The 14,237-nt window shown below is 72.7% G+C and carries 16 protein-coding genes; all 16 read right to left on the bottom strand.

Annotation, left to right across the window (positions count from 1 at the left end; translation table 11 throughout):
* Positions 1-38: 38 nt before the first annotated feature.
* The 16 genes from IE264_RS11965 to IE264_RS11890 all read right to left on the bottom strand — a co-directional run bounded on the left by IE264_RS11965 (position 39) and on the right by IE264_RS11890 (position 14,219).
* On the bottom strand, positions 39-218 hold the full coding sequence (locus IE264_RS11965) for a hypothetical protein (RefSeq protein ID WP_015613055.1): 180 nt from the start codon (positions 216-218) through the stop codon (positions 39-41).
* Positions 219-307: 89 nt separating this feature from the next.
* Complete coding sequence (locus IE264_RS11960) at positions 308-700, bottom strand: hypothetical protein (protein WP_015613054.1); 393 nt, start codon at positions 698-700, stop codon at positions 308-310.
* Between the two features lie 71 nt (positions 701-771).
* On the bottom strand, positions 772-2,361 hold the full coding sequence (locus tag IE264_RS11955) for a hypothetical protein (RefSeq protein ID WP_032759158.1): 1,590 nt from the start codon (positions 2,359-2,361) through the stop codon (positions 772-774).
* A gap of 177 nt (positions 2,362-2,538) precedes the next feature.
* Positions 2,539-3,285 carry a hypothetical protein gene (locus IE264_RS11950; RefSeq protein ID WP_032759159.1) on the bottom strand — a complete coding sequence of 249 codons (747 nt, stop codon included), beginning with the start codon at positions 3,283-3,285 and terminating at the stop codon, positions 2,539-2,541.
* 55 nt (positions 3,286-3,340) lie between these two features.
* Positions 3,341-3,535: a hypothetical protein gene (locus IE264_RS11945; RefSeq protein ID WP_015613051.1), complete on the bottom strand. Its 195-nt coding sequence runs from the start codon at positions 3,533-3,535 to the stop codon at positions 3,341-3,343.
* 117 nt (positions 3,536-3,652) lie between these two features.
* Positions 3,653-4,558, bottom strand: a complete 906-nt coding sequence (locus IE264_RS11940; protein WP_032759160.1) for a phosphatidylinositol-specific phospholipase C/glycerophosphodiester phosphodiesterase family protein — start codon at positions 4,556-4,558, stop codon at positions 3,653-3,655.
* Between the two features lie 218 nt (positions 4,559-4,776).
* A complete protein-coding gene (locus IE264_RS11935; protein ID WP_015613049.1) occupies positions 4,777-5,010 on the bottom strand; it encodes a hypothetical protein in 234 nt (77 codons plus the stop codon).
* On the bottom strand, positions 4,994-5,668 hold the full coding sequence (locus IE264_RS11930; RefSeq protein WP_032759161.1) for an ABC transporter ATP-binding protein: 675 nt from the start codon (positions 5,666-5,668) through the stop codon (positions 4,994-4,996). The genes IE264_RS11935 and IE264_RS11930 overlap by 17 nt, the downstream gene beginning before the upstream one ends.
* Positions 5,661-6,665, bottom strand: a complete 1,005-nt coding sequence (locus IE264_RS11925; protein WP_032759162.1) for an ABC transporter ATP-binding protein — start codon at positions 6,663-6,665, stop codon at positions 5,661-5,663. Before IE264_RS11925 ends, IE264_RS11930 begins: the two co-directional genes overlap by 8 nt.
* Positions 6,662-7,519, bottom strand: a complete 858-nt coding sequence (locus tag IE264_RS11920) for an ABC transporter permease (protein WP_032759164.1) — start codon at positions 7,517-7,519, stop codon at positions 6,662-6,664. Before IE264_RS11920 ends, IE264_RS11925 begins: the two co-directional genes overlap by 4 nt.
* Positions 7,512-8,477, bottom strand: coding sequence for an ABC transporter permease (locus IE264_RS11915; protein WP_032759165.1), 966 nt, complete (start codon positions 8,475-8,477; stop codon positions 7,512-7,514). Before IE264_RS11915 ends, IE264_RS11920 begins: the two co-directional genes overlap by 8 nt.
* Before the next feature lie 23 nt (positions 8,478-8,500).
* Positions 8,501-10,126 (bottom strand): ABC transporter substrate-binding protein, encoded by a 1,626-nt coding sequence (locus IE264_RS11910; RefSeq protein ID WP_032759166.1) that lies wholly within the window; start codon positions 10,124-10,126, stop codon positions 8,501-8,503.
* A 158-nt stretch (positions 10,127-10,284) separates the two neighbouring features.
* Positions 10,285-10,800, bottom strand: coding sequence for a hypothetical protein (locus IE264_RS11905; RefSeq protein ID WP_032759168.1), 516 nt, complete (start codon positions 10,798-10,800; stop codon positions 10,285-10,287).
* A 145-nt stretch (positions 10,801-10,945) separates the two neighbouring features.
* Positions 10,946-12,067, bottom strand: coding sequence for an acyl-CoA dehydrogenase family protein (locus tag IE264_RS11900; RefSeq protein WP_032759169.1), 1,122 nt, complete (start codon positions 12,065-12,067; stop codon positions 10,946-10,948).
* Complete coding sequence (locus IE264_RS11895; RefSeq protein ID WP_032759170.1) at positions 12,064-13,257, bottom strand: acyl-CoA dehydrogenase family protein; 1,194 nt, start codon at positions 13,255-13,257, stop codon at positions 12,064-12,066. The genes IE264_RS11900 and IE264_RS11895 overlap by 4 nt, the downstream gene beginning before the upstream one ends.
* Positions 13,254-14,219 (bottom strand): NADPH:quinone oxidoreductase family protein, encoded by a 966-nt coding sequence (locus IE264_RS11890; RefSeq protein ID WP_032759171.1) that lies wholly within the window; start codon positions 14,217-14,219, stop codon positions 13,254-13,256. The genes IE264_RS11895 and IE264_RS11890 overlap by 4 nt, the downstream gene beginning before the upstream one ends.
* Between the last annotated feature and the right edge of the window lie 18 nt (positions 14,220-14,237).

Raw genomic sequence — 14,237 nt, 5'->3', positions numbered from 1 at the left:
ATACGCGCTGAACGCGACGGTACGGGCGCCCCACCGCCTCAGCGGTCGGAGGCCTCCCGCAGTGCGCGTGCCCGCTCCTCCTGCCGACGGGCCGCGTCCTGCTCCTGCCTTCCTTCGGCCTTCATCCGCTCGTCGCCGAGGGCGATGCCGTCCGACTCCTTCTTCATGCCTTTCAGCCTTCGCGCCTTCGCGCGGGCCATGTCGGTGCCCTTACCCACAGCTGCCTCCGTACCGCGAGGAGATTCACGCTTCTCCCTCCACTATGCCTACGCACACCGGAGAACGCAGGAGGCCGCCGCCACGGGTTCTAGAGCACCGGGCCCTCGTCCTCGTCCTCGGGGCCGCCGGCCTCGACCCGCAGCGCGAGGTCCTGGAGGACATCGGCCGAGGAGACGTCCGTCTGCCCCGAGTCGTGCACCTGCGCCAGCATGGTGAAGGCGAGGGTGAAGGCGCTCACCAGTTGCTCGACCGCGCCGCCGACCTCGCGCCCGACCACGGTCACCACCTCCTCGACGGAGAAATCGTCGGGGATGGCGATGTGGGGCATCGTCTCGTTCAGCAGGGCGGTGACGGCGCCCGCTCCCGCATCCAGGTCTTCCCGTTCGAGGTCCGCCTCCAGCAGGCGCTGCATTTCGCGCGCCTCTGTGAGGATGCCGATCACGCGCTTCACGACTTCCCGTTGCTCCATGGCCGCGAGCATAGGGCGTGCGCGCCGGTCGCCACGTGCGGTGGAGTGCACTTCCGTGCTCCGCCGGCGTGCTCCTCGGCGCCTCAGCCGGTGTCGCGCACAGCGACGATGCCGTTGAAGACCCCTACGTACGCCGTTCCGTCGGGGCCGATGGTGATGGGCGCCCAGTTGTTGTCGTACGCCGGTCCGGTGCCGGTGAGTCTGCGCCAGCGGCGTTCACCGGTACGGAAGTCGACCGCGGTCAGGTACCAGGCGTCGATGCCGAGGACGTTGGGCTCCTTCTCGTAGAAGTAGAGCAGCCCGTTGGCGGTGGAGAGCTTGGGCACGGTGGAGGGTGAGCGGACGGCGCTCTCCCACACCGTGTCGCAGCCGCTGCCGTCGGGCCGCACGTCGATGCGGGTGACACCGCCGACGACACTGCGGCCGAGCAGCAGGGAGGTGGGGTTCTCGTAGCCGAAGTTGTTCTCGACGACGAGGCTGTCGCCCCAGCTGATGAGGGAGTTGTCGGTGGTCGACCGCCCGGAGCCGAAGACCGCGACCGAGCAGACGAGGCGGCGGTCGGCGGGGACGTCCGTGCCCCGGCGGTAGACGAGGACGTTCATCCGGTCGTCCGCGTTGTCGGTGATCGCCACGTACTCCCCACCGGTCCCGAAGAGGTCCGGGGTGGTGCCCGAGCCCTGGTTCACCGAGCCGGGCTTGGTGCCGGTGCCCCGGTCGTAGGTCTGGCGCCACTGGATCCGCGGGGTGCCGTCGGGGTCGGCCGTGAAGCTGTACAGGGCGTGGTCGGAGACGATGGAGACCCCGTCCCGGGCCACGGAGAAGGAGTTCTGGATCTCCTCGCCGGCCAGCCGGACGGAGCGGATGACGGAGGTCTCCGGGTCGACCGTACCGACCCGGCCGAGCCGGGTGACCCACCAGATCCGGCCCTGCCAGTCGGGCATCACGGAGGTGACGGGGTCACAGGTGCCGCTGGGGAAGAGGTTGGTCCAGCTCACGCAGTCGTGCGGGACCTGACCGGTGAGATCCCAGTCGTCCTCGACGACGAACGCCCAGCGGCCGTCCGCCTTCTGCCGGTGGGCGATCCGCAGGACGTGCTGACGGGAGTCGGCGAGGACGACCCGGTCCTGGTCGTCCAGGTAGAAGTAGGCGCCGCCCGAGGTGTCCTTGAAGATCTTGGTGAAGTCGAGCGTGGTGATCGCCTCGACGGTCGAGGAGCGCTGCGGCAGCTTGTACTCGGCGAGCGTGTCGAGCGTGCGCGGGTCGAGGAGCTTGAGGAGGAAGCCGGTGAAGGTCCCGCAGACCGTGATCAGCCGGCCGGCGGCGTCGAAGGTGGCGGTGGCGCACTCGCCGCCGACCGGGGCGATCTTCTCACTGGCCACCTCGGGGTTCCGGCCGAGCGGCCCGGAGTACGGGTGGGTGCCGCTGCCCGCAGCGTCCGCGTGCATGCCGCTGCGGCCGTTGGGGGCGAGGTACGGATGTTGCGGGGGCGCCTGCCCGGGAACGGGAGAGGCGGTGGCCGGCGCGCCCTGGTAGTCGGCGACCAGGCGGTGGCCGGGAGCCCTGGGGATGTCGTCGGCCACGGCGGGGGCCACGGGCCCCAGGAGCGTGGCGGAGGCGACGGCGAGCGTCAGGGCCAGGACGCGGGTGAGCGCACGGCGGTACGGCGGGGGCATCGGGCTCCTCGGTTACGGACGGGGGTCGCGCCGCCGCCCGACGTTAGGGCGCGCCCCTTGAGGTGTCCATGGAAAGCAGGAGGTTTCGCGGGCGCGACACACCACCGCAACACCGCGCCACGTGCGGCAACGCCCCGCAACACGCCGATCCGCGCCCCTGTCCGCCTGTCCGCCCGCCTATCCGCGCGGCGGGGGCTTCCTGTGCGAGCGGTTCTCCAGCATCGCCCGGCGGATCCGGGCCGCCGCCGCGTGGGCGTGCTCCGGGGTCGCGGTGTGGTCGGCGACCGAGGTGACGAAGCGGTGCAGCGGTTGCCGACAGCGGGTGCACGGGGTGTCGGTGGTGACGAGGTGGCCGTCCTCGCACTGCGGGTCGGAGCAGGAGCCGGGCATCAGCAGCTGCTCGGCGATGTCCTGGGCGCTCCAGCGGCGACGGCCGTCCTCGTCCTTCTCGTTGAGCGCGTGGGCCCAGCGCAGGTTCCAGCGGCGTTCGATGCGCTCGCGGAGGAGACCGGCGCTGCGGTTGCGGCCCAGCTCCTGGTGGATCAGGTCGTGGACGGTGCTGGGGACCCGGCCGCCGAGCGCCTGGAGGAGCTGGTGCGGCAGCGCCTGGAGGACATAGCCGCGCGGGTTGATCTTGGCGGTCTCCCGCCAGCGGTCGCAGCCGCAGGACCCGTCGTGCCGCTTGGGGGCGTTGCAGCGGCCGCAGAGGCCGCGGCACTCGGCGCACACCCCGCCGTCCAGCCCGTCCAGATGGGGCGCGGGCGCCCGGCCGCACACCTGGCAGCAGGCGGCGCAGGGCCCGCAGAGGCGCTCGTTGCCCGCTTTCGTCGTCCAGGTACGCATCTGGCACCGGCAGCAGAGGCCGGTGTTGCAGTACTCGTGGTGGGCGGCGCCCGAGTGCCGTCCGGGGGGCGGGAAAGACATCTGCCCATTGTGCGGGATCGCCGGGCGCCGCGCGGACGGTCCCGGGCGGAACAGGTCAGGGGTGCAGGCCGCTGACCAGGTTGGCGGTGGCGCCGATCCCGTCGTGGATGGTCGGCGCCATGCTCGTACTGGCCAGCAGGAAGCCCAACAGGGCACAGACGATCGCATGCGACAGCTTCAGCCCGCCGTTGCGGAGGAAGATCACCGCCAGGACCGTCAGCAGCAGCACCAGTGAGATCGAAATGACCATGGCCAACCTCCTCCGCCGCGCCGGATTTGCGGCATTCGGCCGCCAGTGTGGCGCAGCGGGGCGGCCGTTCGGCGCACTGGCGTGTCCGCCGAACGGGTACTCCCGTGCTGTGACGCGTTACGAGGCCCGGGGCGCGCCCGCACGGGCGCGGAGGAAGCGTTCGAGCCCGGCCAGGTCGTCGGTGTTCAGGTGGTCGACCCCGGCGGCGAGGAGCTCGCTCCAGACGGCCTCGCGTTCCGGGCCCGGCAGGTCGGGGGTGGCCCAGAAGCGGATGCGACGGCCCTCGCGGTGGGCGGCGGCGACGAGGGTGCGGAGCCGGTCGCGCTCGGCGCGGGGGAAGGGGCCGGCACCGAGCCAGCCGAAGGTCTGGGTCCAGTTCGCGCTGATCAACGGGGTGAACGAGGCGGGCGACGCGGCGCCGAGGTCGTCGAGGCGCCCGTCGTAGAAGGCGAGGCGGGTGCGCTGGGCCTCCATCGGCACCCGGGCGGCCCGGTCGCCGGAGATGACGGCGGTGACCGCGCCGGGGCGGACGCGGCCGTGGTGGTAGCGGGTGAACAGTGAGCGGTGGCGGGCGAGCTGCCGGTCGAGTTCCCGGTAGGCGGCGACGCCGTCGGCCTTGATGTCGATCAGCAGTTGCAGCGGTGCGCGGTGGTGCGGGTGGACGCTGCCGCGCCCTGCGCGGACCAGGGCGCGTAGCGGGTCGAGGTAGAGGGCGGCGAGGGTGCGTCGCGGGTCGAGCCCGGCGGGGTCGTGGGCGACCAGGAGCTCGCCGTCGACGAGGAAGATGTCCGCCTCGACGCTGGTGAATCCGTGTGCGAGGGCGTCGTACAGGGGACGCGGGTGGAGGTAGTCGTTGTGCGCGTGGGCGTGCCGGAGGGGGCGGGGCCCGGAGGGCCGCCCGACGGCGGCCGGGGACGCGGCGGCCACCCCGGCGGGAGCGGCGATCACGGCGGCCGCGGTGGCGAGGGTGACGGTGAGGGCGCGGCGGCGGGTCGGGGCTGCCGGAGCTGACGGAACTGCCATGGGGGCTCCCTGAAGCGGTCGGCTGACGGTGCGTCCGAAGGGGGCCGGACGCGATGAGTATGGAGCCGCACAGGGTGAAATAATCAGGTACCTGCCAAGAGTTGGTGCGGTGGACTCCGGCCCGTCGACCACGTCCCGCATTTCTTCACGCCCACGGAGAACTGGCCGGGGTCCGGCCACCCACGTGGCTGGACCCCGGCCGGTCAGGAGCGCCGTCGTCATCTGCCGGAGTGGTCGATGACATTGCCGTTGGAACAGTTGTTCACGTGGTCGGAGACGTAGTCGCCCATGACCGGAACCACTGCGACCTCCTGAAGGCACACGGCGGCGGCCGTGAAGTTCCAGTTGTTCGCCGCGTTCACACCGCCCCCGAAGTTGGAGTCGTTGTCGGCGTGCGCCACGGGGGCGGCGAGAACGCGGTCTTCGGGGCTGCCGTCACCCCACCGGGACACGCTCCACGCTCCGCTCGCCCCAGCGGACCGTCCGGTCGCACCAACGCTCCAGCAGGACGCGGTCATGGCCGACGGCCAGCAGCGCGGCTCCGGACTCCGCGCGGTAGGTCTCCACCACGGCGACCAGGGCGGCCGTGGTCGAGGCGTCGAGCATCGCGGTCATCTCGTCGCAGATCAGCAGCCCCGGCCGCAGCACAAGGGCCCGCGCCAGGCAGGCCCGCTGGAGCTGCCCGTCGCTCACCGCGTGCGGGCGGCGCTCCAGCAGCTCCTCGGAGAGGCCGACCAGCGGGGCCAGTTCCGCCACCCGGGCCGGGACCTCGCGGCGGCGGCCGGTGGACCGGAGCGGCTGGGCGATCAGTTCGCGCAGGCTGAGGCGGGGGTCGGCGGAGAGCCGCGGTTGCTGGAAGACGACGCCCACGGCCGTGCGCTGCTCCTGCGGGGCGCGGTGCCGCCAGCCGCGTACGACCGTTCCGTCGAGGGTCATGGTTCCGGCGTCCGGGCGGTGCAGGAGGGCGGCGACCTTGGCCAGGGTGGACTTGCCGCAGCCGCTGGGGCCGAGCAGTCCGACCGCCTCGCCGTACCCGACGCTCAGGAAGACATCGCGGACGACCGGGGCGCGGCGGTCGTACCCGGCGGTGATACGGGTCAGCTCAAGCATCGGCGGCCGCCTTCGTGAGGGAGTGGGCGCGGCCGGTCAGCCCGTGGTGGCAGGCGAGTGCGTCCTCGAAGGCCGGGCGTTCGTCGGTGCAGCGGGCGTCGGCCCGGGTGCACCGGGCGGCGAAGGCGCAGCCGTCGGGGAGCGCGCCGAGTTCGGGCGGCATGCCGGGGATGGGGGCGAAGTCCCGTTCGGGCAGGGCGTCGAGCAGGCCCTTGGCGTACGGGTGGCGGGGTCCGGGTGCACCGAAGAAGGGGCGGGATCCGGCGATCTCCACGATCCGGCCCGCGTACATCACGGCGACCCGGTCCGCGATCCGCTCGGCCGCCGCCAGGTCGTGGGTGATGATCAGCAGCGCCCGGCCCTCGTCGGTGTGGCGGCGGAGTTCGTCCACGGTCCGCTCGACCAGGTCCCGGTCGAGCCCGGTGGTCGGCTCGTCCGCGAGCAGCAGCGGGGCGTCCCCGATCAGGGCGAGGGCGGTGGCGGCGCGCTGGGCGAGGCCGCCGGAGAGTTCGTGCGGGTAGCGGTCCAGGTGGTCGGCCGGGAACGAGGCCCGGGCGGCGGCCTCCCCCGCCGCGTCCCGGACGGCGGCGGCCCCACGCACCCCGGTCAGCTCGCGCAGGGTCTCCTCCAGCTGGGCGCGGACCGTGCGCACCGGGGTGAGGTGGGCGGCCGGGCTCTGCGGTACGAGTCCGATGCGCCGTCCCCGTACCGTACGGGCGAGGGTCCGCTCCCCGGCGGTCAGCAGGTCGGTGTCCCCGCCGAGCACCGCGCTGCCGGTGGTCTCGGCGTTGGCCGGGAGGAGGCCCAGCAGGGCGGAGGCCAGGACCGACTTGCCGCAGCCGCTCTCGCCGACCAGGGCGAGGCACTCCCCCGGCGCGACGGAGAAGCGGGCGTCGGTGACGGCCGCGATGTCCCGGCCGCCGCGCATCCGGAAGCGTACGGAGAGGTCGCGGACGTCGAGGACAGGAGTTACCGGGGTTTCACGGTCGGCGGTCACAGCATCAGCTCCGATTTCCGGCGCGGGTTGATCCGGTCGCGCCAGGCCCCGGCGAGTCCCGCCAGGGCGAGGGTCGGAATGATCAGGAAGAGGCCGGGGAAGAGTGTCGGCCACCAGTCCCCCGCGAGCAGCGAACCGCGCGCGGACTGGACGAGGTTGCCGAGGCTGGCCTGGTGGGCGGGGAGTCCGAGCCCGAGGAAGGAGAGCGCGGACTCGTGCCACATGGCGTGCGGCACCATGAGGACCGCCGCGAGCCCGGCCTGCGGCAGCACCCCGGGGAGCAGGTGCCGCACGATGACCCGGACCCGGGACGCACCGCCGGAGACGGCCGCGTCGATGAAGGGGCGCGAGCGCAGCGACAGGACCTCGGAGCGGACGATCCGGGCGGTGGAGATCCAGTGGGTGAGGGCCACCGAGATGATGACCGGCCATACCCCGGGCCGGAACATCGCCACGATGAAGATGCCGAGCAGCAGATGCGGGATGGAGGACAGGGTGTCGACGATCCGCATCACGACCCGGTCCGGCCAGCCGCCGAACGACCCGGCGAGCGCGCCGATCGCCGTACCGATCACGGTGGCGGTGAGGGCCGCGACCAGTCCGACCAGCAGCGAGACGCGGAGCCCGTAGACACAGCGCAGCAGCAGGTCGCGTCCGACGTCGTCGGTGCCGAAGGGGTGGGCCCAGGAGGGCGGGTGCAGCTTGTTGGACAGGTCGACGGCCTGCTGGTCGAGCTGGGCCAGCGGAGGCACGATCAGGACGGCGAGCGCGACGGCGACGACGACGGTCACGGAGGTGGCCACCCGCACGCGGCGGGTGGTGCGGCCCGGGTGGGCGAGGGCGGTGTCAGCCATCGAAGGCCACCCGGGGGTCGGCGAGCCCGTAGAGCAGGTCGGAGAGCAGGTTGCCCAGCAGGACGGCGGCGGTGGCGAGCACCGTGAGCGCGGCGAGCAGGGAGAAGTCGACCGAGGTGGCGGCCTCCACGGTGGCGGCGGCGATGCCGGGCCAGCTGAAGACGGTCTCGATGAGGAGCGCGCCGGTGATGAGTTCGGGGACGCGGGAGCCGATCAGGGTGAGCATCTGCAGCATCCCGGAGCGCAGGGCGTGGCCGAGGAGCACCGTGCGCTCGCTCAGCCCGCGGGCGCGCGCCCCGCGCACGGGGTCCTCGGCGAGCGCGTCGGTGACCCCTTGGCGTACGTAGAGGAAGAACCACGGCAGCTGGGAGATCCCGAGGACCGCGGCGGGCAGGACCAGGTGGGAGGCGACCTGGCCGAAGGTGACGGTCTCGCTGGCGGCGTCGGTGAGCCCGCCGGCCGGGAGGACGTCCAGCTTCAGGGCGAAGAGCCAGATCGCGAGGAGGCCGAGCCAGAAGGCGGGGGCGGCTTCCAGGGTGTACGCGGCGGAGCTGACGCCCCGGTCGAGCCAGCCGCCGGGCCTGCGGGCGGCGAGGACGCCGAGTCCGGTGCCGAGCAGGATCGCGATCAGGAAGGCGGAGGCGGCGAGCAGGACGGACCAGCCCATGCGTTCGGCGATCACGTCGGCTACCGGCTGGCGCATCACGCTGGAGTCGCCGAGGTCGCCCTGGAGCGCCGAGGTCAGCCAGTTCCACCAGCGGGTGACGAGCGGCTGGTCGACGCCGAGGTTGGCCCGGATCTGGTCCAGGTTCTCCTGCGAGGCGGTGAGGCCCGCGGTGCCCGTGTACGCCTTGACGGGGTCGAAGGGGGACGCGGCGGCGACGGCGAAGACGCCGAAGGTGACGGTGAGGAGGACCGGGACGGCGAACAGGGCCCGCCGTCCCGTCATCCGTGCCATCGGCCCCCAGGGGAGGCGGTGGCTCACTTCTTCGTGTCTCCCGTGTCTGCCGTGCCTTCGGGCTTCCACTGCTCGACGTTCCACCAGGGGCCGGATGCCAGCCCGTGGTCGTGCGGCTCGACCTGGGTGGTGAGGGCGCCGAAGCGGTTGTCGACGACGTAGAGGTGGTCGATGTGGGTGAGGAAGGTGTAGCCGGGGTTCTTCACCAGCTCGCGCTGGACGGTGTCGTAGGCCTTCTTGCGCTCGGCCTTGTCCCCGCTCCTGCGGCCCGCCTCGATCGCCGCGTCCACGGCCTTGTTGTCGTACCAGGCCATGTTGTTGAAGCCGTCGCCCGCGAGGGAGGACTTCAGCAGGGTGTACTGGTCGAAGTCGGGGTCGGCGGGCGAGCCGCCGCCCGCGAGGACGGCGTCGTGCTTCATCCGGGGCTCGATGACCTCCCAGGTCCCGGCCTCGGCGGTGATGGCGATGCCCGCCTTCTTGGCGTCGGAGGCGTAGGCGAGGGCGTGCTCCTGGCGGAGCTTGTCACCGGTGAGGTACCAGAGCGGGAACGCGGCACGCACGCCGTCCTTGACCCGGACGCCGTCCTTGCCGGGGATCCAGCCGGCCTCGTCCAGGATCTTCTTCGCGGCGGCGAGGTCGTGGGTGCGCTCGGTGCCCTTGGTGAACCACTCGCTGTCGGTGGGGACCGGCCCGTAGGCGGGCTTGCCGCTGCCGTTGAGGATGGCGTCGACCATGGTCTGCCGGTCGACCGCGACGTCGAGGGCGCGGCGCACGGCGGTGTCACCGGCGACCTTGTTGTGCGTGGGCAGCGTCACCGTGCGGTAGTCGTAGGTGGCCGCGGCGTACGTCTTCTTCGCCTTGTCGTCCTCGAAGCCCTTGGCCAGGTTGGGCGGCAGGATCGCGCCGTCCAGGTCGCCGGAGCGCAGCCGGGTGGCGCGCACGTCGTCGTCCTTGATGATCGCCATGGTGAACTTCTTCACCTCGGGTTCGCCGCCCCAGTAGTGGGGGTTGGCGGTGAAGCTGAGCTTCTCGCCCTTGGACCACTTGGTGAGGACGTACGGCCCGGTGCCGACGGGCCGGGTGGTGAAGGCGCCGGTGTTGACGTCCTGCCTGCCCGCGATGTGCTCGGGGGCGATGGGCAGGACGGTGCGCTGGGCGAAGGGCGCGTAGGGGTACTTGAGCGTGAAGACGACGGTGTCCTCGCCCTGCGCGGTGACGTCCTTGACGGCGTCCAGCTCGGTGCGGGAGGGGTTGTTGGTCTTCGCGTCGAGGATGGTGCGGTAGGTGAAGACGACGTCCTTGGCGCCGAACGCCTTGCCGTCGCTGAACTTCACGCCGGGGCGCAGCTTGTACGTGTACGTCAGCCCGTCGGCGCTGACCTCGGGGAGTTCGGCGGCGAGCGCGGGCCGCAGCTTCATGTCCGCGTCCAGGGCGAGGAGCCCGTCGAAGATCTTGGAGTTGCCGTCCTTGCCGTAGCCGAGCAGCGGGCTCAGGCTGTCGGGCTCGTAGGCGATGCCGACGACGGCCGAGGTGGTCCCGGTCCCGGAACCGTTCGTGGGGCTGTCCGGGTTGGAGCAGGCTGCCGCGGTCAGGGACAGTGCGGTCACCAGCGTGGCGGCGACCGCCCCCCGTATCGATCGGGCCGTCATACTCTGCACATCCCTGTTCAAGATCGACTGTTATTGCGAACAACATGCAATTAAACAGCACGTAAAAGGCCCTGGTACACCCCGCCCCGACAGGCGGGACGTGGTTACCAGGGCCGGTACGACAGGGGGTGGCCGCTGAGGAGACCGGCCTCGCCCGCCTACGTCGAAGCGTCGGTCAGGTCGATGGTGAGCACGTCCTCGTCCCTCGTCCGGTGGTCGATCGTGATCGAGCCGGCCGCGCCCGCATAGGCCTCCGTCCCTCCGGTGATCGCGAAGACGTGGGACCACGGCTGAGGGTTCACCGGGGACTCGGTCACGGCGGGAAGCGGCCGCTGGAAGGCCGTGGCAGCCGTGATCAGGCCGTCGTCGAGGCTCAGGACCAGCGTCGCCAGGACGAACGAGCCGTCCAGCCCCACGGCGACAGGCAGGCAGTGCGCGTTCTCGGTGCCCACGCTGTCGCCCTGTGCGTCGATCAGGTCGTACCGGACGAAGTACGGGACGCCGGCCGTGAGGACGTCCGGGATGTTCGCGCCCGTGCGCCTACCGGTCAGGACGGTCCGGCGGTCCGCCCTGCCTGCCGCGTGGGCGGGGCCGCCCGCCCCGGCGACCAGTCCCCCGGCGACGGTCGCCGCCGAGGTCAGCCGCAGAACCCTCCTGCGATCCATGTCCGTCATCGCCTGCCTCACACCCTTGTCGGTCGTATGCCCGAGCGCACTCGCGCCCCACGGACAAACGCCCACCGGGGCGGAACGGATCGCCCCGCACGCGCACACCACCGCAATGGACGAGCGGACCGGCGCGTCCGGAGGTGGTCCAGCGCTACGGAGCCGGCAGCTCCGCCAGCTCCGCGACGGCCTCGCGGTGGCTGCCCGCCGAGCCGTAGGCGACCGAGTCCGCCTTGGCGCGCTTGAGGTAGAGGTGCGCCGGGTGCTCCCACGTCATCCCGATCCCGCCGTGGAGCTGTACGCACTCCTCGGCGGCGTGGACCGCGACGCCCGAGCAGTACGCCTGGGCCACCGCGACGGCGAGCGGGGCGTCGGGGCTGTCGGTGGCGAGAGCGTCGGCGGCGTTGCGGGCGGCGGCGCGGGCCGAGACGACCTCCAGCCAGAGCTGCGCCATCCGGTGCTTGAGCGACTGGAACGAGCCCACGGGCCGGTTGAACTGGTGGCGTTCGCGGGTGTACCGGACCGTTTCGGCGAGGCACCACTCCGCGATCCCGAGCTGTTCGGAGGCGAGCAGACCGGCTCCGGCGAGCAGACCGCGCCGTACGGCGGTGGCGCTCGTGACCGCGTCGGCGAGGAGGGTCCCGGTCGCGCCGGACAGGGTGAGGGTGGCGAGCGGGCGGGTCAGGTCGAGCGGTACGAGAGGTTCCACCGCCACTCCGGGGGCCGCGGCCCCGACGGCGTACAGGCCCTTAGGCGTCGGCACCAGCAGGACGTCGGCAGCCGCCGCGTCGGCGATGCCGCGTACCGTCCCGTCCCGTGAGGTGAGTGCCGCGTCCGCCCCTGCGGGCGGGGTGGCGAAGGGGACGGCGAGCACGGCCGTACGGGCGCCCGAGGCCAGCTCGCGCAGGAGCGCCGCGGCCGGTCCGTCCTCACCGCCGGCCAGCGCGAGGAGCGTCTCGGTCGCCACGACGGAGCTGGTCAGGTACGGGGCGGGGGCCACGCTGCGGCCCAGCTCCTCCAGGACCACGGCGGCCTCCCGGTGGGACGCGCCCTGGCCGCCGAGCTTCTCCGGTACGAGGAGTCCGGCGGCGCCGATGCCGGTGGCGAGGGCCTCCCACAGCCGGGGGTCGTACGGCGTGTCGGACTCGGTCGCCGCGATCACCGTCGGCGCGTCGGCCCGGTCCGCGAGGAGGGCGCGTACGGCGGAGCGCAGGTCCTCCTCGTCCTGGGAGTAGAGCAGGTCGGGGGTGGCGGGGGGCTGGGTGGGCACGGTCATCGGCTCAGGTCCTTCCAGGCGACGTCCTTGTCGTTGCGGGGCTCGGCGGGCAGTCCGAGGACGCGTTCCGCCACGATGTTCAGCAGGACCTCGCTGGTGCCGCCCTCGATGGAGTTGCCCTTGGAGCGCAGATAGCGGTAGCCGGCGTCCCGTCCGGTGAAGTCGACCAGCTCCGGGCGGACCATGGTCCAGTCGCCGTACAACAGGCCCTCGTCTCCGAGGAGTTCGACCTCCAGGCCGCTGATCTCCTGGTTGAGGCGGGCGAAGGCGAGCTTCATGCCCGAGCCCTCGGGTCCCGGCTGTCCGGCGACGAGCTGCTGGCGCAGCCGCTCCCCGGTGAGGCGGGCGACCTCGGCCTCCACCCAGAGGGTGAGCAGGCGTTGGTGGGTGTCGTGGGTGCGCAGGCCGGGGCGTTCGCGCCAGGTCGTGGAGACCGGGCCGATCATGCCGCCCTCGCGGGGGATGCGGGAGCCGCCGATGGAGACGCGCTCGTTCATCAGGGTGGTCTGGGCGACCTTCCAGCCCTCGCCGACGGGGCCGAGCCGGTGGCTGTCGGGGATGCGTACGCCGGAGAGGAAGACCTCGTTGAACTCGGCCTCGCCGGTGATCTGGCGCAGCGGCCGGACGTCGACGCCCGGGTCGGTCATGTCGCAGATGAAGTAGCTGATGCCCCGGTGCTTGGGGAGGTCCGGGTCGGTGCGGGCGATGAGGATCGCCCAGCGGGCCACATGGGCGCTGGACGTCCAGACCTTCTGCCCGTCGACGGTCCAGTCGCCGTCATCGCCCTGGACGGCCCGGGTGGCGAGCGCCGCGAGGTCGGAGCCGGCGCCGGGCTCGCTGAAGAGCTGGCACCAGACCTCCTCCCCCACCCACAGGGGGCGCAGGAAGCGCCGCTTCTGCTCGTCGGTACCGAAGCCGAGGATGGTGGGCGCGGCCATGCCGAGGCCGATGCCGATGCGGCGCGGGTCGTTGTCGGGCGCGTCGGCCGCGGCGAGTTCGGCGTCGACGACCTGCTGGAGGGAGCGGGGCGCGTCGAGTCCGCCGAGCCCCTCCGGGTAGTGGACCCAGGCGAGTCCGGCGTCGAAGCGGGCCTTGAGGAAGTCGGTGCGGCCGGTGGTGGCGGGCGGGTGCGCGGCGAGCAGCTCGTGGGTGCGGCGGCGGACCTCGGTGGCGTCGACGGCGGGGCTCATCGGGCGCCTCCGGGCAGCACGACGATCCGGCCGGTGCTGGTGCCGTCGGCGACGCGCTGGACGGCCTCGGCCGCTCCGGCCATCGCGACACGCTCGCTGACCAGGGGTTTGACGATCCCTTGGGCGGCCAGCTTCGTCAGCTCGTCGTGGCAGGCGCGGACGGCGGCGGGGTCCTTGGCGTTGTAGAGGCCCCAGTGCAGGCCGACGATGGAGTAGTTCTTCACCAGGGCGTGGTTGAGCGCCGGGGCCGGGATGTTGCCGCTGGCGAAGCCGACGACGAGGACGCGGCCCTCGAAGGCGATGCACTTGACGGACTTGGCGTACGCGTCGCCGCCGACCGGGTCGTAGACGACGTCCGCGCCGCGCCCGCCGGTGGCTTCCTTCACCGCACCGACGATGTCCTCGCTGCGCCGGTCGATGACCAGGTCGCAGCCGAGCCCGCGGGCGACGGCCGCCTTCTCCGGGCCGCCGACGACCCCGATCACGGTGGCGCCCGCGGCCTTGCCGAGCTGGACGGCAGCGCTGCCGACCCCGCCCGCCGCCGCGTGGACGAGGAGCGTCTCCCCGGCCTGGAGGCGGGCGCGGCGGTGCAGGCCGAACCAGCCGGTCTGGTAGCCGATGTGCAGGGCGGCCGCTTCGGCGTCGTCCAGTGCGTCGGGGGCGGGCAGCAGGGCCGCCTCGTCCGCGACGACGTACTCGGCGAAACCGCCGTACGGCAGGGCGGGGGTGGCGAGGACGCGCCGCCCGTCCTCCGTGGTGCCGCACACCTCGACGCCGGGGGTGAACGGCAGCGGCGGCCGCACCTGGTACTGGCCCCGGCAGAGCAGGGCGTCGGGGAAGTTGACGTTCGCCGCGGTGACCCGGACGAGCACCTGCCCGTCGCCGGGGGTGGGCCGGTCCGTCTCCTCCAGGCTCATCACCTCGCCCGGCTCGCCGTTCCGGTGCACTCGCCATGCCTGCATGAGGGGCCTCCACAACAC

The organism is Streptomyces microflavus (assembly GCF_014650075.1).
GTDB classification, from domain to species: Bacteria; Actinomycetota; Actinomycetes; order Streptomycetales; family Streptomycetaceae; genus Streptomyces; species Streptomyces microflavus.
Note: the sequence above shows the minus strand (reverse complement) of the source record. Positions and strands in the feature narration are given on the sequence as shown.